Annotated in this window: 10 protein-coding genes; 6 read left to right on the top strand and 4 right to left on the bottom strand. The window is 76.7% G+C overall.

The annotated features are described in order from the left end of the window. Positions 1 to 230: 230 nt before the first annotated feature. On the bottom strand, positions 231 to 1,112 hold the full coding sequence (locus VM636_RS25990; RefSeq protein ID WP_030418622.1) for an RNA polymerase sigma-70 factor: 882 nt from the start codon (positions 1,110 to 1,112) through the stop codon (positions 231 to 233). 196 nt (positions 1,113 to 1,308) lie between these two features. Here VM636_RS25990 and VM636_RS25985 point away from each other — a divergent pair, with 196 nt between their 5' ends. From VM636_RS25985 to VM636_RS25970, 4 genes are all read left to right on the top strand, one after another. Continuing rightward, on the top strand, positions 1,309 to 2,199 hold the full coding sequence (locus VM636_RS25985; protein ID WP_053914094.1) for an alpha/beta fold hydrolase: 891 nt from the start codon (positions 1,309 to 1,311) through the stop codon (positions 2,197 to 2,199). 356 nt (positions 2,200 to 2,555) lie between these two features. Next, positions 2,556 to 3,956 carry an SWIM zinc finger family protein gene (locus tag VM636_RS25980; RefSeq protein ID WP_053914095.1) on the top strand — a complete coding sequence of 467 codons (1,401 nt, stop codon included), beginning with the start codon at positions 2,556 to 2,558 and terminating at the stop codon, positions 3,954 to 3,956. After that, positions 3,956 to 6,676 (top strand): DUF6493 family protein, encoded by a 2,721-nt coding sequence (locus tag VM636_RS25975; RefSeq protein WP_053914096.1) that lies wholly within the window; start codon positions 3,956 to 3,958, stop codon positions 6,674 to 6,676. The genes VM636_RS25980 and VM636_RS25975 overlap by 1 nt, the downstream gene beginning before the upstream one ends. Positions 6,677 to 6,871: 195 nt before the next feature. Then, the gene (locus tag VM636_RS25970; RefSeq protein WP_053914097.1) at positions 6,872 to 8,287 is read left to right on the top strand and encodes a GNAT family N-acetyltransferase; all 1,416 of its coding nucleotides are present in this window, start codon (positions 6,872 to 6,874) and stop codon (positions 8,285 to 8,287) included. An 11-nt stretch (positions 8,288 to 8,298) separates the two neighbouring features. Here the strand turns inward: VM636_RS25970 and VM636_RS25965 are convergent, their stop codons facing one another. Next, on the bottom strand, positions 8,299 to 9,585 hold the full coding sequence (locus VM636_RS25965) for a PLP-dependent transferase (RefSeq protein ID WP_078855722.1): 1,287 nt from the start codon (positions 9,583 to 9,585) through the stop codon (positions 8,299 to 8,301). 59 nt (positions 9,586 to 9,644) lie between these two features. On the opposite strand from VM636_RS25965, the gene VM636_RS25960 reads away from it, so the two are divergent. After that, positions 9,645 to 10,124: an Lrp/AsnC family transcriptional regulator gene (locus tag VM636_RS25960; RefSeq protein WP_030418627.1), complete on the top strand. Its 480-nt coding sequence runs from the start codon at positions 9,645 to 9,647 to the stop codon at positions 10,122 to 10,124. A gap of 78 nt (positions 10,125 to 10,202) precedes the next feature. Then, positions 10,203 to 11,891 (top strand): DUF885 domain-containing protein, encoded by a 1,689-nt coding sequence (locus tag VM636_RS25955; protein ID WP_030418628.1) that lies wholly within the window; start codon positions 10,203 to 10,205, stop codon positions 11,889 to 11,891. A 403-nt stretch (positions 11,892 to 12,294) separates the two neighbouring features. Here the strand turns inward: VM636_RS25955 and VM636_RS25950 are convergent, their stop codons facing one another. Together VM636_RS25950 and VM636_RS25945 are read right to left on the bottom strand one after the other, a co-directional pair. Beyond that, a complete protein-coding gene (locus VM636_RS25950; protein ID WP_053914098.1) occupies positions 12,295 to 15,288 on the bottom strand; it encodes an SMC family ATPase in 2,994 nt (997 codons plus the stop codon). Continuing rightward, complete coding sequence (locus tag VM636_RS25945) at positions 15,285 to 16,448, bottom strand: exonuclease SbcCD subunit D (RefSeq protein ID WP_030418630.1); 1,164 nt, start codon at positions 16,446 to 16,448, stop codon at positions 15,285 to 15,287. The genes VM636_RS25950 and VM636_RS25945 overlap by 4 nt, the downstream gene beginning before the upstream one ends. Between the last annotated feature and the right edge of the window lie 71 nt (positions 16,449 to 16,519).

Raw genomic sequence — 16,519 nt, 5'->3', positions numbered from 1 at the left:
ATCGCCGTGGTACGGCTGCTGTTTGGCGCCCTTGTTTATGAAAGGTTGTTTCAGTTATCAGTGACGATAAGACGGCCCACATCCTTGGTCAAGACCAATCCTCGATCCCGTACGGGCCGGACGGGGGCGCGGCGCCCCAGTGTTCACACGGTGTTCGCGCGCCCCTCTCGCACGTGACCGCGGGCCCCCGGGGCCGCCGTACGGAGCGGGGCGCGGCGGGGCCGCACGGGTCAGCCGGCGGGCAGGAAGCGAAGCTTGTCCGGGTTGCGGATGATGTAGACGGCCTGGACGCGTCCCTCGGCGACGTCCAGTTGGACAACGCTGTCGGGCCGCCCGCCGGCGAGCACCAGCACGGCGGGGCCGCCGTTGATCTCCAGGTGGCGGATCGTGTCCCAGGTGCCCCGGCCCGCCACGCCGATCAGGAACCGGCCCACCTTGTCGGCGCTCTCCAGCGCGCGCACCGGAGCCCGCCGCTTGCCGCCGCCGTCGCCCACCAGGCGCGCGTCCGGCGCGAGCAGGGCCAGCAGGCCGGCGAGGTCGCCGCCACCCGCCGCGGCGAGGAACCGTTCGGTGAGGTCCCGGCGCTGCTCGGGGTCCACGTCGTACCGTGGCCGGCGTTCGTCCACGTGCCGGCGGGCCCGCCCGGCGAGCTGACGCACCGCGGCCTCGGTCCGCTCCAGCATCGAGGCGATCTCGGCGTACGGGTAGCCGAACGCCTCCCGGAGCACGAAGACCGCCCGCTCCAGCGGCGACAGCGACTCCAGGACGACGAGGACGGCGAGGGAGACGGAGTCGGCGAGCACGGCGCGTTCGGCCGCGTCCGGCTCGGTGGCCGCGAGGTCGGTGACGTACGGCTCGGGCAGCCAGGGGCCGACGTAGGTCTCACCGCGGGCCCTGACCTGGCGCAGCCGGTCGATGGCGAGGCGGGTGGTGACGCGCACCAGGTAGGCACGCGGTTCGCGGACGTCGTCGCGGTCGCTCGCGGACCAGCGCAGCCAGGCGTCCTGGACCACGTCCTCCGCGTCGGCCAGACGGCCCAGCATGCGGTAGGCGACACCCAGGAGGACGGGGCGGTGCTCTTCGAAGACGTCGGTCGCGGTGTCGGTGGTCACGCTCCCATCCCAGCGGAACCGCCCCGGTCGTGTCCAGGCGGAACCGCCTTCGCGCGACGGGCCGTTCGGGACGGGCCGGAAAGGAAGCCCTCGGGACTACCCGCCGGTAGCCCTTGCTGACAGTCTGTCTCTGCGACCTGTCCCCGCGGCCCGCCGCCGCGAGGTCGCCGTCCGCGCGTCCCCGGCGAGGAGTCCCATGTCCGCCACGCTCTCCTTCACCGTCCCCAGCGCCCACGGTCCGCGTCCCGTCACGCTCTCCCACACGCGCGTGGGCTCCGGCGAACCCCTCCTGCTGCTGCACGGCATCGGACACCACCGGCAGGCCTGGGACCCGGTCGCCGGGGCCCTCGCCTCGGAGCGCGAGGTGATCTCCGTCGACCTCCCCGGCTGCGGGGACTCCCCCGCCCTGCCCCACGGGCTCGACTACGACCTGCCGACGGTCACCGCCGTGCTCGGCGCCTTCTGCGAGGCCGCCGGCGTGGCCCGGCCGCACGTGGCGGGCAACTCGCTCGGCGGCCTGCTCGCCCTGGAGCTGGGGGGCGCCGGACTCGCCCGGTCGGTGACGGCCCTGTCCCCGGCCGGTTTCTGGTCGCCCGCCGAGCGGCGCTACGCCTTCGGCGTGCTGCGCGGGATGCGGTACGCCGCACGGAGCATGCCGTTGCCCCTGGTCGAGCGGCTGTCCCGCACGGCCCCCGGGCGCACCGCCCTGACCAGCACGATCTACGCCCGTCCCGGGCAGCGCGCGCCGGAGGCGGTGGTCGCCGAGACGTTGGCGCTGGCCGGTGCCGAGGGCTTCGCGCAGACGCTGCGCTCGGGGCGGGACGTCCGCTTCACCGGCGTCCTGCCGGGCATCCCGGTCACCGTCGCGTGGGGCGACCGGGACCGGCTGCTGCTGCCGCGACAGGGGGTGCGGGCGAAGCACCTGATCCCGCGGGCGCGGCTGGTGCGGCTGCGCGGCTGCGGCCACGTCCCGATGAGCGACGACCCGGCGCTGGTCACCCGCGTGGTGCTGGACGGCAGCCGGGCGGGCGGGGACACGGGCGCCGCCGGGGCGCGGCCGGCGGCGGCCGGAGCGGGCGGGCTGTAGGCGGGGCGCGGGCGCAGGGAGGGTGTCGGGGCGGGGCGGCGCGCTGGGGGCGCGCGTCGACGCCACGGACCGTGCCGACCCGCCACGGACCGTGCCGATCCGCTTCGGTCCGCGCCGATCGACGTCAGTCCGTGCCGATCGGCGCCAGTCCGCGTCGACGCGTTTCCCTCCACGTCCCCTCACGGCCATCCGCTGCTCCACTCGACGCGTGCCGGGTGGGCGGCTCGGGCCGGATCGCCCCTCCCCGCCGTCGCGGTGACGCCCCGTCCGCTCCCGGCACCTGCCAACCTCTCCTCCCACAGGGAGGTTTCCGCAGGTGGGAGCACGTTGTCAGTGGTCGTCCCTACGGTTTTCCCATGACGCGATCTGTGCAGGCCGTGGCCTATCGACGACCCTCCGTGCTGGATTCCTCCGCGGGCGGACAGCGCCTGGGACTGGAGACCTCCCAGGGGGCGACCCCGTCCGGGACGGTGGACCATCCCCGGTTCTTCGCGGGTTTCCTGACATCGCCCCAGAAGGCGTCGGCGGCGCTGCTCGCGGTGGCCGACGTGGCCGCCGCCCGCTACTACCAGCCGCAGTTGCGCGCCTCACTGGACCCGGTGGTGACGGGCAACGGCGACCGGCTCCGCTTCGAGTCCTTCTCCGGCTGCGGCGGGGTGTACGCCCGCCTGGACGTGCTGGAGGCGGGCCTCGACGGCGGCGAGGTGGGACACGGCACGACCAACGTCGACGTCAACGACCCACTGCGCGAGGCCCTGTCGCGCATAGGCGCCGACGATCCCCTGCACCTGCGGGTCGGCCCGGAGGAGCTGGCCGTCACCACCCTGGACGGGCCCGTCGTGGAGAAGAAGGTGCCGTTGCCGGACCGGTGGCTGCGCGGTTTCGCCGAGGCCCAGGTGATCGCGGCCGGCTTCGATCTCCGGGCCGAGCTGGACGCCGCCGAGGCGGTCCGCTTCCTGCGCTCGCTGCCGGGCGGCGGCAAGAGCACCGCGGCGGCCCCGCGGTGGGTGGTGCCGTCCGGACGCACCCTGCGGCCGACCACCCGGGCCGTGCCCGGCGCGGTCTGCCTGCCCGGCCCCGAGCGGCTGGTCGCCCTGCGCCGCGCCCTGCGTCACGCGACGTCCCTGCGGGTCTACGGGCCCCGTACGACGCCGGGCTCGGCGGCCACCGCCTCCGCATGGGAGCTGGTCCTGCCGGGGATGCGACTGACGCTCACCGTGTCCCCGGACGCCTCGCGCGGTTTCTCCGGCGAGGGCGGGGTGCTCGACGCCCTCGCCACCGACGAGGCCGCCGACGACGCCGAGCTGGTCTCGGTGCTCCTCGCCTGGGAGCCCCGCATCGACATCGCCGACCTCGCCACCGCCTCGGGCCTGCGCGCCGAGCGGGTGCGCGCCGCGCTGGTCCGCCTGGGCACCTCGGGGCGGGTCGGTTACGACCCGGCGGAGGCGGCCTACTTCCACCGGGAGCTGCCGTACGACGCGGGGCGCGTGGAGCGGCACAACCCCCGGCTGCGCTCGGCCCAGGCCCTGGTGGCGGCGGGCGCGGTCACGCTGGACGGCGCGGTGGGGACGGTGACCGCCGAGGACGGCCACGTGCACCGGGTGCGCGAGGCCGGCGGGGTGCTGACGTGCAGTTGCCTGTGGTGGGCCACGTACCGGGGCGGGCGCGGCCCCTGCAAGCACGCGCTGGCGGTGCGGATGGCGCGGCGTGGTGCCGCGGCACGGAAGACGGCGATCGGGACCGGGGAGAACGCGTGATGACGACGGCGGCGAAGGCGACGCCCACGACGGCCGCTCCGGCCCCGGTGGCCGCGGCCGTGCTGGACGCGGTGCGGGCCGGCCGGACGACGGAGGTGGTGCGCCTGCTCGACGGCATGACCGACCCCGAACGCCGGGCGTTGTTCCCCGCGTTGAAGGAGCTGCGCGGGGAGCTGAGGGCGGCCCGCTGGTCGGCGGAGGTGCGCCGGGCCCATCCGGCGCTGCACGCGGCGGGCGCCGCCTGCCAGACGGGCGCGGTCGCCGTGTCGAGCTGGCTCGCGGCGAGCGACATGCGCTGGTCGCAGGCGCGGCCCGCGGTACTGATCGACATCCTGGGCGACCGGGAGCCCCGCTGGCTCGCCGACGTGGTGCGGCGGCTCGCCGCACGGCCCTTCACGGCACGGGTCCCCTACGAGCTGATGTCCGGGCTGGCACGGCTCTCCGGCGCCCCGATACCGACGACGGACGCGTACGTGCGGGCCTGGGTCGACTCGGTGAACCGTGCCGGCCGGCGCGACGACACGCTCCTCGACCGGCTCCGCGCGGAGCCACGGCTGAGGGAGCTGGTGGCCGCGCTCTTCCGGACCGACGGCCTCGGTTCCTGGCTGGACTGGCCGTCCGGCGACGGCCCCGACACCTGGATCGGGTCGCTGTACCGGCTGGTCGCCGACGGCACGCTCGACCGGGCGGCGACGGTCGACGCCTGCGTGGCCCGGCTGCTGCGCGGGGGGAACCTCGTCGACCAGCGGGTCTTCCTGCGCCTGCTGCGGGAGCTGGCGCTCACCCGGGAGGAGGAGCGCGGGCGGATCTCCGACTGGCTGGCCCTGGCCTCGGACGGGCCGGCACCGGTCGCCGCGCACGCCCAGGCGGTGCTGGGCGCCCTCGCCCTGGACGGCGAGGTGTCGCCGCGTCACCTGACGGAGCTGACGGAGGCGGTGCTGTTCCGTCCGGAACGCAAACTCGTGCGGGCGCAGCTCGTGCTGCTCGGCAAGGTGCTGACCCGGGACCCGGCGGCGGCCGGGGAGGTGCTGCCGGCCGTCGCCCAGGTCTTCGGGCACGAGGACTCCGACCTCCAGGAGCGGGCGCTCAAGCTGGTCGAGCGGCACCTCGGCGAGGCCGCCGCCCCGGAGCTGCGGGCCGGTCTCGCCGAGGCCGCAGGGGGGTTGGTCCCGGCCCTGCGCACCCGCGCGGCCCGCGCCCTGGGGGTGACGCCCGCGGCCCAGGAGCCGGCCGGGCACACGGAGGTGCTGCCTCCCGTCCCCCGGCCGGTCCGCCTGGCCCCGGCGCCCGGGTCCGCGGTCGAGCTGGCCGAGGAGATCGGCGCGCTGCTGGCGTCCGGCGGGGACGTCGCCACCTTCGAACGCGCGCTGGACGGCCTCGTCCGGCACGCGCACCGGGACCGGGAGGAGTTGCTGAGCGCGCTCGAACCGGTGATCAGCCGCCGTTGGTGGGCCGGCCCCCGGCGGTTCCGGGACCGGCACGAGGTGGCCTCCTCCTTCGAACGACGCCACGTCCCGCTCGACTCGGGCGGTGGGTTCGACCTCCTGCTGGCGACCCTGACCGGCGCGGCGCGCATCCGGCGCCAGCCGTCCCCGGACACCGCCTGCCCGCACGGCTCCCTGGCCCGGCCCTTCGAGGCTCGGCTCGAGGAGATCGCCCGGCGGCTGATCGACGACCCGCTGCCGTTGCTGCTCGCCACGCCGTCCTGGGGCACCGGAGTGCTGGAGCCCGGCGAGCTGGTGGACCGGCTGGAGACCTGCCGCCGCCTCGGCACGCGGATCGCCCCCGTCGACTTCGGTCAGGCCCTGTTGCGGGTGCGCCGCGCCGACCGTACGGCGGCCGGAGCGGCGGCGGAGCGCGCGGCGGCGCTGGGCACCGAGGAGGGCACGCGCCTCGCGGCCTGGCTGACCGCGCCCGAGGGGCCCCTGCCGCGGGTCACCCGCCTCACCCACGACACCCGCGTCCTGGTCGAGACGGAGGCGGCCACGGGACTGCCCGACAATCTCCCCGAACCACTGAGCCTGCTGCGCGCCCCGCTCGGCGCGAGCCTGGCCCGCGGCTACTGCTACCACTGGTACAGCGGGGCCCGTCAGCACTGGCTCGGCCTGCTTCCCGAGCAGCCCGAGCTGGTCGCGGCGCGCATGCTGCGCGATCTGTCCATGGCCGCCGTGGACGACGAGCGGGGCCCCTGCTCGATACTCCCCCGTCTCGTGGAGGCGGAAGGCGCGGCGGGCGAGTCCGTGCACCTGTGCCTGGCGTACGGGCTCGGGGCGCGGCACGCCGAGGACCGCCTCGCCGGCGTCGACGCCCTGCTGGTGCTCGCGGCGCGCGGCGGCCTCGACCACGCGCGGCTGGGGGCGGACCTCGGGGAACTGGTGCGGTCCGGGGCCGTCAAGCCCCTGCGGGCGGCCGACGCGCTGCGGACGGCCGCGGCGACCGGGGCGCACCGCACCGTGTGGCTCGTGCTGCGCCGGGCGCTGCCCGGCCTGCTGGCGGACCTCGACGCGTCGGTGCCGGCCCGTGGTCTCGGGGACCTGCTGGCCGTGGCCGCCGAGTGCGCCGAGCGGACGGGGGCCCGCGGCGACCTGCCCCACCTGGCGCGGGCGGCGGACCGGCGCGGCGCGTCCCGGCTGGTCACCCAGGCCCGGCGGCTGCGCCACGCGCTGACGGACGGGGCACCGGCGGGCGGGGCGCGGGCCGAGGAGGTGGCCGCCGTGTGAGGGCCGGCGCCGCGGCCACCGGGCCACCGGGCCACCGGGCCACCGGGCCACCGGGCCACCGGGCCACCGGGCCACCGGGCACTCATACCGCCGACATGGTCGGCAAAGGCCGCGGATGGGCGATTAACCCATCGGTCACAGGGCGTTCTCGATCAGGCAACACGGTTCGTCCACCGTGGAGGCATGAGCCCAGACATGACTGTGGTGACGGACGTCGTGACTCACGCGGTCGAGTACGGCCCCGGTGTCCCGGTCATGCTCGTCGCCTCGGTGCTCGCGCTCCTCGCCACGGCGGCGTGCTCCGCCCGGCGGGCCCGGCGCCGCCGGTCCGCACGGCCCACGGACGGCACGGGCGGGGCGGACACCGGCGGCGCCCGCTCCGGGCCGGGCAGCCGTACCGTTGACCGCACCGAACCGCTCCCCGCCCGCCCGGCGACCGGCACCACCGCGTCCGCCCACGCCACGGCCGACACCGCGCCCGCCCACACGGGCGCCCGGCACGGAAGCGCGGACGGCGCCGGCGCCGGCGGCGGCGTCCTGTGGCGGATGCGGACGACCGTGCGGGACACACCGGGATCGCTGGCCGCGCTGTGCGCGGCGCTCGCCGACCGAGGAGTGGACATCCTGAGCCTCCAGACGCACCCCCTGGCCGAGGGCACGGTGGACGAGTTCCTGCTCCGGGCCCCCGGGACGCTGTCGGGGGCCGGGCTGGCCCGGGTGGCGTCGGTGGCGGGCGGAAGTGACACCTGGACCGAGCGGGCCGACGCGCACGACCTGGTGGACACCCCGGCCCGGGTCCTCGGCCTCGCGGCCCGCACGGCGCTGGACTCCACCGAACTCCCGCTGGCGCTGCGCCAGTTGATCGGCCGGTGCGGCATCCGGACCCGGCCCGCCCCCGTGTCGGGGGAACCGGACGTCCCCGAGGAGGGCGAGTTCGGGGAGACGGTGCTGCGGCTGCGCGCCCCGGACGGCGGGGTGATCAGGGTGGAACGGCCGCATCCGCCGTTCACCCCGGCCGAGTTCGCGCGGGCCAGGGCCCTGGTCGCGCTGGACGCCCGGCTCGGCCCCCGGGCTCCGGCCGGCCGGGAGGCGACGGCCCTGCCCCGGAGCGGTGCCACCCTGGGCCGGGCCGGCGCCCAGGACCTCGACGCGGCGAAGGCGATGCACGGGCGCTGCTCGGCGCGGACCCTCGGGCTGCGCTACCACGGCCCCGCCGGGGACGCCGACCGGTACCTGCGCCACCTGCTCGGTCCGCACCACGGCCGCAGCGTCGCCGCGCGCACGGGCCCGGGGCGGATCGTCGCCCTCGGCCATCTGCTGTGGGACGGGGACGAGACGGAGGTCGCGCTGCTCGTCGAGGACGAGTGGCAGCGGCGCGGCATCGGCCGCGCCCTGCTGGCCCGGCTGGTCGAGATGGCCGTCGAGGCGGGCTGCGCGAGCGTGTACGCCGTGACGCGGGCCTCCAACACGGGGATGGTCGCCGCCATGCGCGGGCTGGGCCTCCCCCTCGACTACCGGGTCGAGGAGGGCACCCTCGTCCTCACCGCCCGCCTCGACGCGGTCCCGGCTCCGCCGCGCCTCCCGTACGGGGAACGGGTGGGCCGGGACTGACCGGGATCACCTCACCCGGCCGCCACCGGCCGCGCCTCGACAACATCGACGGCCCCGCCGGGCCCGCCGGCCCCGGCAGCCCCCTCGGCCTCCGCGACCCCGGCGCCACCGTCGGCCGACGCCGGCTCCCCGAGCGCCGCGTCCAGGTCGGCCCACAGGTCGTCGGCGTCCTCCAGGCCCACCGACAGCCGCAGCAGCCGGTCGCTCACCCCGGCGCCGCGCCGGTCGTCGGCGTCCACGATGCGGTGGCTGATGGAGGCGGGGTGCTGGATGAGCGTGTCGACGCTGCCCAGGCTGACCGCCGGGGTGATCAGGCGGACCCGGGAGATCACCTCGTGCGGGTCGCCGTGGACCTCGAAGGAGACCATCGCGCCGCCGAGCCGCGGGTAGTGGACGCGGGCCACGCGCGGGTCGGCGGCGAGGCGCCGGGCGAGGCCGGCGGCGTTGGCGGAGGCGGCGCGCACCCGGACCGGCAGGGTGGACAGCCCGCGCAACAACAGGTAGCCGGCGAGCGGGTGGAGCACGCCGCCCGTGGCGAAGCGCACCTGCCGCAGGGCCCCGGCGAACTCCTCGTCGCAGGCGACGACCCCGGCCAGCACGTCCCCGTGCCCGCCGAGGTACTTGGTGGCGCTGTGCAGCACGATCCGGGCGCCGTGTTCGGCGGGGCGCTGGAGGACCGGCGTGGCGAAGGTGTTGTCCACGAGCAGCGGCACCGAGCCGCAGGCGTGGGCGACGGCCCGCAGGTCGACCTCGGCGAGAGTGGGGTTGGCCGGGGTCTCCACCAGCACCAGACCGGTGTCCGGGCGCAGCGCGTCGGCGATGCCGGCCGGGTCGGTCCAGGTGACCTCCGTGCCGAGCACGCCGGCGGTCAGCAGGTGGTCGCTGCACCCGTACAGGGGGCGTACGGCGACGACGTGGCGCAGTCCCGAGGCGGCGCGGGCGAGCAGGACGGCGCTGAGCGCGGCCATGCCGCTGGCGAAGGCGACCGCGGACTCGGTGCCCTCCAGCCGGGCGAGGGCGGTCTCGAAGCGGGCGACGGTCGGGTTGCCGAGCCGCCCGTAGACGGGCGGGCCGTCGGGGTCGGCGCCGGTGGCGGCGAAGGCGTCGATGCGGGCGGCCTCGCCGCGGCTGTCGTACGAGGGGTACGTCGTCGACAGGTCGATGGGCGGGGCGTGCAGTCCCCGGCCGGCGAGGTCGTCGCGGCCGGCGTGCACCGCCTCGGTGGCCAGGGCCCGGCCCCGGGGCGCGGTGGAGCGTACGTCGTCGGCGGATGGCGTGGGCGTGCGCGCAGTGTCCATGGCCGAAGGGTGAACAGCGGCCGGGCCGCCGAGGCGGCATGCCGTGCTACGTTCGGCCGATGGCCGATTCCGTCGTACTCGATCCGGTCGATCTCCATCTGCTGCGGCTGTTGCAGAACGACGCCCGGACCACCTACCGGGACCTCGCCGCGCAGGTGGGGGTCGCCCCGTCGACGTGCCTGGACCGGGTGACCCGGCTGCGGCGGGCAGGGGTGATCCTCGGCCACCGGCTGGAGCTGGACCCGGCGAGGCTGGGGCGCGGGCTCCAGGCGCTGCTGTCGGTGCAGGTGCGCCCGCACCGGCGGGAACTGGTCGGTCCGTTCGTCGACCGCATCCGGGCGCTGCCGGAGTCACGGACGGTCTTCCACCTGACCGGACCGGACGACTACCTCGTGCACGTCGCCGTCGCGGACATGGCGGACCTCCAGCGGCTGGTACTGGACGAGTTCACGTCCCGGCGCGAGGTGGCCCGGGTGGAGACACGGCTGATCTTCCAGCAGTGGGAGTGCGGGCCGCTGCTGCCACCCGCCACGCCCTGAGCGAAATCCGGGCACCGGGGCGCCGCGACCGTCCCCGGCGGGCTGACGCGGCACCGCTATCCGTACGAGGATGTCCGCATGTCAGAGACGAAGAGCCCGCTGCCCCGCGAGGTCGCCGACGCCTATGTCGACGACCTCATCGCCCTCGACCCGGTCACCGGTACCTACCTCGGCGTGCAGGAGAGTTCCGGACGGCTGCCCGACTTCTCCCCCGCGGGGCAGGAGGCCCTGGCGGAACTGGCCCGGACCACCCTCGCCCGGCTCGACGAGGCGGAGCGCCGGCCCGGCGGCGACAGCGACGTGGAGCGCCGCTGCGCCCGGCTGCTGCGCGAGCGGCTGACCGCCGAACTCGCCGTGCACGAGGCCGACGAGGGGCTGCGTTCGGTGGGCAACATGGGCACCGCCGCGCACTCGGTGCGGGAGGTGTTCACGGTGACGCCGACCGGCACGGACGAGGACTGGGCGCGGATCGCCGAGCGGCTGCGCGCGGTGCCGGACGCGCTCGCGGGCTACCGCGCCTCCCTCGCGCTGGGCCTGGAGCGCGGGCTGTACGCGGCGCCCCGGCCGACCGCCACCTTCGTCGGACAGCTCGGCGAGTGGGCGGACACCGGGGAGGGGCGCGGCTGGTTCGAGGACTTCGCGGCGGCCGGCCCCGAGGCGCTGCGCGCGGAGCTGGACGAGGCGGCGCGGGGCGCGACCGCGGCCGTGGTGGAGCTGCGGGACTGGATGCGGGACGTGTACGCGCCCGCGGTCGAGGACGCGCCGAACACGGTGGGCCGGGAGCGTTACGCCCGCTGGTCGCGCTACTTCAACGGCACCGACCTGGACCTGGACGAGGCGTACGCGTACGGCTGGGCCGAGTACCACCGGCTCCTGGCGGAGATGCGGAAGGAGGCGGAGAAGGTCCTGCCCGGTGCCGGGACGCCGTGGGTGGCGCTCGCGCACCTGGACGAGCACGGGCGGCACATCGAGGGGGTCGACGAGGTCCGCGACTGGCTCCAGGGCCTGATGGACCAGGCGATCGAGTCGCTGGACGGCACCCACTTCGAACTCGCCGAGCGGGTCCGGAAGGTGGAGTCGCGCATCGCCCCGCCGGGCAGTGCGGCGGCCCCCTACTACACGCCTCCGTCGGAGGACTTCTCGCGGCCCGGCCGGACCTGGCTGCCCACGATGGGCCAGACCCGCTTCCCGGTCTACGACCTGGTGTCGACCTGGTACCACGAGGGCGTGCCGGGCCACCACCTCCAGCTCGCCCAGTGGGCGCACGTGGCGAGCGACCTCTCCCGCTACCAGGCGTCGGTCGGCATGGTCAGCGCCAACGCCGAGGGCTGGGCGCTGTACGCGGAGCGGCTCATGGACGAACTGGGGTTCCTCACGGACGCGGAGCAGCGGCTCGGGTACCTGGACGCGCAGATGATGCGGGCGCTGCGGGTCATCGTCGACATCGGCATGCACCTGGAGCTGGAGATCCCGGCGGACTCGCCGTTCCACCCGGGCGAGCGGTGGACGCCGGAGCTGGCGCAGGAGTTCTTCGGCGCGCACAGCAGCCGTCCGGCGGACTTCGTGGAGAGCGAGCTGACCCGCTACCTGACGATCCCGGGGCAGGCGATCGGCTACAAGCTCGGGGAGCGCGCCTGGCTGCTGGGCCGGGAGAAGGCGCGGGAGCGGCACGGCGACGCCTTCGACCCCAAGGCGTGGCACATGGCGGCCCTCTCGCAGGGCTCCCTCGGTCTGGACGACCTGGTGGACGAGTTGTCGCGCCTCTGAACCGGCCCGCGCGGCGGCCCGTCGCGCCCCGTCCGTGGCGGGCCACGCGCGGGGCCGACGGGCCGCCGCCGGCACCGGGACGCCCGGGGCGCCCCGGTGCCGGCCCGGTGCCGGCCGTCGGCGGGCCGTCCGAGGTGGACGACGGTGAGCCGGGTCTCCGGTCCGGGGCGTGCCGCGGGGGGGGCGGACGGCGTACCGGCCGGGGTGCGGGCCGACGCGTACGGGGGTCGCGGCCGCCGCAGGCGTCGCCGGGCCGGCCGCGTCGTCCGCCCACCGCACCACGCCCGGCTCCGCGTCTCGCGCCCTGTGACGCGGCCTGCACGGGTGCCGTCGCCCGCGCCGCCGGCCGGCGACGGCTCCCGGCCCCGACCGCCTCCTGTGTGGCGGCCCGGCGGGGTGACCGTCAGTCCGCTCCCCGCTGCCGCAGCGTCGAGCCCGACCGGCCCTTGACGACCTCCAGTTGGGCGTGGACGCGGCGCCGCAGGTCGGCGACGTGGCTGACGATGCCGACGCTGCGGTCCCGCTCGCGCAGCGAGTCGAGGACGTCGAGGACCTCGTCGAGGGTCTGTTCGTCGAGGCTGCCGAAGCCCTCGTCGATGAAGAGGGTGTCCAGCCGCACCCCGCCGGCCTCGTCGGTGACCACGTCGGCGAGGCCGAGCGCGAGGGCCAGGGAGGCGAAGAAGGTCTCGCCTCCGGAGAGCGTCGCCGTGTCCCGTTCGCGGCCGGTCCAGGCGTCGACCACGTGCAGGCCGAGGCCGCTGCGCCCGCGGCCGGCCCGGTCGTCGGAGTGGACGAGGGTGTAGCGGCCGGAGGACATCTGCCGCAACCGGGCCGTCGCGGCGGCGGCGACCTGCTCCAGCCGGGCCGCGAGCACGTACGACTCCAGCCGCATCCGGCGTTCGTTGTCCGCCGAGGTGCCCGCGGCGAGGGCGGCGAGCCGGGCCACGCGCGTGTACTCCTCGCGGAGCGGGGCCAGCCGGCGGACGGCTTCCGTGGCGCGCGCGGACAGCCGGTCGAGTTCGGCGCATCGACGGGCGGCGTCGTCGCGCGCGGAGGCTGCCTCGCGCAGCCGCCGGGCCGCGTCGGCGACGGCGCGTTCGGCGGCGGGGAGGTCGGCTTCGGGCCGCCGGGCCGCGTCGGCGGCGTCCTGTTCGGCGAGGGCGGCGCGGACGGCGGCCTCCTCGTGCTGCCAGTCGTCCAGGCGGCGTTGCAGCTCGCGGTGGGCGGTGTCGTCGAGGAGTGCGGCGGCGGCCTCGACGGGCGTGTCGAAACCGGCCCGGAAGGCGGCGTCGGCGAGACGGGCGTCGGCGTCCTTGAGCCGCCGGGCGGTGTCCTCCGCCATGCGGACGGCGTCGGCCGCCTCGGTGAGCAGGGCGGCCCGGCGCTCCAGCCGTCCGGCGCGCTCGGCCACGCTGTCGGCGCCGGCGCGGGCTCGCGTCAGCTCCTCCTCCAGCGTGGCGAGTTCCCGTTCCAGCCGGTCGCGCGTGCCGACGCGGGCGGCGGCGCGGACGGCGGCCTGCTGCCGGGCCTCGACGCGCTGTTCGCGTTCCGCCTCGGCGCGGCGCAGTTCCTCCTGTGCGGCGTGGAGCCCGGAGGCGAGGGCACGGGCCCGCGCGTGCCGGCCTTCCAGGGCGGCGGCGCGCTCGGCCAGTTCGGCGGTGGGGGTGTCCCCCGCCTCCTCGGTCGCGGCGGCCAGGGCCGTGCGTACGGTGGCCTCGTGCTGTGCGGCGGCGGCGCGCGCGGCGTCGGCCCGTCGGCTCGCGTCGAGGGCGTGTTCCTCGGCGTCGCGGTCGATGTGCCCGGCGTCCTTGCGGGCGGGGGCGGGATGTTCGGTGGCGCCGCAGACCGCGCAGGGCCGGCCCTCGGTGAGGTGGGCGGCGAGTTCGGCGGCGATGCCCCGGAGCCGCTGTTCCTTGAGGTCGAGCCAGTGGTCGCGGGCGGTGGCGGCCTCTTCGGCGGCGGTGAGCAAGCGCCGCCGGGCCTCTTCGGCGTCGGCGGTGAGCCGGTCGCGGTCCCGGGCGGCCCGCAGCCGGCGCTGGGCGGGTTCGCGCAGGGCCGCGAGCTGTTCGGCCTGGGTCACGGCCGTCAGGGCGGTGTCGACGCGGGCCTGGAGGCCGGCGCGGGTCCGTTCCCAGTCGTCGAGCCAGCTCTCGGCGTCGTGCCGGAGGTCTTCGTCGGAGCCGTCCTGCCGGTCGAGCGTGTCGCGTTCGGCGAGGAGGGCGGTCAGGCGCCGTTCCGCGCGGCGGGCCGGCTCCAGGGCGCCCAGGTCCTCGGCGGCGCGGCGGGCGGCGGTGGCCAGCGCGTCCGCGCCGGCGTCCGCGAGGGTCTGGGGGAGCCGGGCACGCGCGTGGGTCTCGGCGGTGGCGGCCCGCCGGTGCTCGGTGTCGGTGGCGTCCCGCAGTTCCAGCGCGGGGGCGACGGTCTCGGCGCGGCGGGCGCGCTCCCGGCGTTCCTGCGCCTCGCGGTGGGCGTCGGCGCGTTCGGCGAGCCGGGCGGCGCGTCGGCGTGTCTCGGCGTACCGGTGCTGGAGGCGGTGCAGTTCGCGCGTGTCGGCGAGGTCGCGTTCGGCGGCGGCGTGCGCGGACTCGGCCGCCGCGAGCCACCGGTCGGCGATGGTGAGCTGTTCGCGGGCGGTGCTGCGGGCGACGGCGGCGGCGCCGAGGACCGCCTCGGCCAGTCCCGGTTCGCCCGGCGCCGCCTCGGGCAGCTCCATGACGTCGCCGGCGGCCTGCTGCATGCGGTGGGCGTCGGCCAGCAGCGCGGCGTCACCCTCCCGCACCCGGGCCTCGGCACCGCGGCGCCGGTCCGCGAGACGCTTCTCGACCTCCGCGAAGCGCCGGGTGTCGAAGAGGCGGCCGAGCAGTTTGCCGCGGGCCTCGGCGTCGGCGCGCAGGAACCGGGCGAAGTCGCCCTGGGGCAGGAGGACGACCTGGCAGAACTGTTCGCGGCTCATGCCGAGGAGCTGGGTGATCTCCTCGCCGATCTCCTGGTGGGAACGGCTCAGGTCCTTCCAGGCACCGGCCGCGGCGTCGTACTCGCGCAGCCCGCTCTGGGCCTTGTCGACGGTGGTGCCGGTGCCGCGCCGCTTGGGGCGTTCGAAGGGCGGCTGCCGGGTGACCTCCAGCCGCCGTCCGGCGACGGTGAGGTCGAGGCGCACCTCGGTACGGATACCGGCGGCGGCGTGGTCGCTGCGCAGGGTCGCGCCCTGGCCGGACTGCCGGGCGCCGGGGACGGAGCCGTACAGCGCGTAGCACACGGCGTCGAGGACGGAGGTCTTGCCGGCGCCGGTCGGACCGTGCAGCAGGAAGAGCCCGGCGGCGGACAGTTCGTCGAAGTCGACGCTCTGCGTCCCGCCGAAGGGGCCGAAGGCGGTCAGGTCGAGCCGGTGCAGCCTCACGGGGCCACCTCCCGCAGCGTCTCGTCGGCGCGTACGGCGTCGAAGGCGTCCCGCAGCACCCGCTGTTCGCGCTCGTCGGGGCCGGCTCCGCGCACATGGGCGACGAAGTCCTCGGCGACCTGCTGGTCGTCGCGCCCGGCCAGCCGCCGGGCGTAGGAGTCGGCGGGGTCGCCGGGGTCGCGTTCGGGGGCGAAGACGAGGCTGAGGGTGTGCGGGAAACGGGCGGTGAGCCGGGCCATGGGGTCGGCGGGCCGGACCGCGTCGGTGAGGGTCGCCTCGACCCAGGCGTCCTCGTGCCGGGCCAGTAGCGGGTCGGCGAGGAGGTCGTCCAGGGTGCCGCGCAGCCGGGCCAGCGGGCGCGGGACCGGGCAGTCGACGCGCTCGGCGGTGACGGTGCCGGTGGCGTCCAGGTCGACGAGCCACATGCTCTTGCGGTGGGCGGCCTCGGAGAAGGAGTAGGGCAGCGGGGAGCCGGAGTAGCGGACGCGTTCGGTGAGGGCCTGGGAACCGTGCAGGTGGCCGAGGGCGACGTAGTCGACGCCGGTGAAGACGCCGAGGGGCACGGCGGCCACTCCGCCGACGGTGATGTCCCGTTCGCTGTCGCTCGGTTCGCCGCCGGTGACGAAGGCGTGGGCGAGGACGACGGAGCGGGTGCCGGCGGGGCGGCCGGCGAGGTCGGCGCGGACCCGGTCCATGGCGGCGCCGAGCACGGCCTGGTGCCCCGCATTCCCGACACCGAACTCGGCGCGCACGAGGGCGGGTTCGAGGTAGGGCAGGCCGTAGAAGGCCACGGGGCCGTGCGCGTCCTCCAGGATCACGGGGGTGCCGCAGCCGGCGGGGTCGGTGCGCAGGTGGACACCGGCGCGGTCGAGGAGTCCGGAGCCGACGCCGAGGCGGCGGGCGGAGTCGTGGTTGCCGGAGATCATCACCGTGGGCACGCCGAGGCCGGCGAGCCGGTGCAGCGCGTCGTCGAACAGTTCGACGGCGGCCAGCGGCGGCACCGCCCGGTCGTACACGTCGCCCGAGACGACCACGGCGTCGACGTCCCGCTCCCGCGCGGTCGCCACCAGGTGCCCGACGAACGCGGCCTGGGCGTCGAGCATGTTCACCCGGTGGAAGGACCGGCCGAGGTGCCAGTCGGATGTGTGCAGGATTCTCAAGGCTCCACTCCGACCCGCATGCTTTCCCCTCTTCCGCCCCTGGAACCGGCATGGTCCCCCTTGTCGGCGCC

It is taken from the genome of Streptomyces sp. SCSIO 75703, from assembly GCF_036607905.1.
Classification (GTDB): Bacteria; Actinomycetota; Actinomycetes; order Streptomycetales; family Streptomycetaceae; genus Streptomyces.
Note: the sequence above shows the minus strand (reverse complement) of the source record. Positions and strands in the feature narration are given on the sequence as shown.

Coding starts and splice junctions, on each gene's coding strand:
- VM636_RS25985 (WP_053914094.1), top strand. CDS start 1,309: ATGTCCGCCACGCTCTCCTTCACCGTCCCCAGCGCCCACGGTCCGCGT.
- VM636_RS25980 (WP_053914095.1), top strand. CDS start 2,556: ATGACGCGATCTGTGCAGGCCGTGGCCTATCGACGACCCTCCGTGCTG.
- VM636_RS25975 (WP_053914096.1), top strand. CDS start 3,956: ATGACGACGGCGGCGAAGGCGACGCCCACGACGGCCGCTCCGGCCCCG.
- VM636_RS25970 (WP_053914097.1), top strand. CDS start 6,872: ATGACTGTGGTGACGGACGTCGTGACTCACGCGGTCGAGTACGGCCCC.
- VM636_RS25965 (WP_078855722.1), bottom strand. CDS start 9,585: ATGGACACTGCGCGCACGCCCACGCCATCCGCCGACGACGTACGCTCC.
- VM636_RS25960 (WP_030418627.1), top strand. CDS start 9,645: ATGGCCGATTCCGTCGTACTCGATCCGGTCGATCTCCATCTGCTGCGG.
- VM636_RS25955 (WP_030418628.1), top strand. CDS start 10,203: ATGTCAGAGACGAAGAGCCCGCTGCCCCGCGAGGTCGCCGACGCCTAT.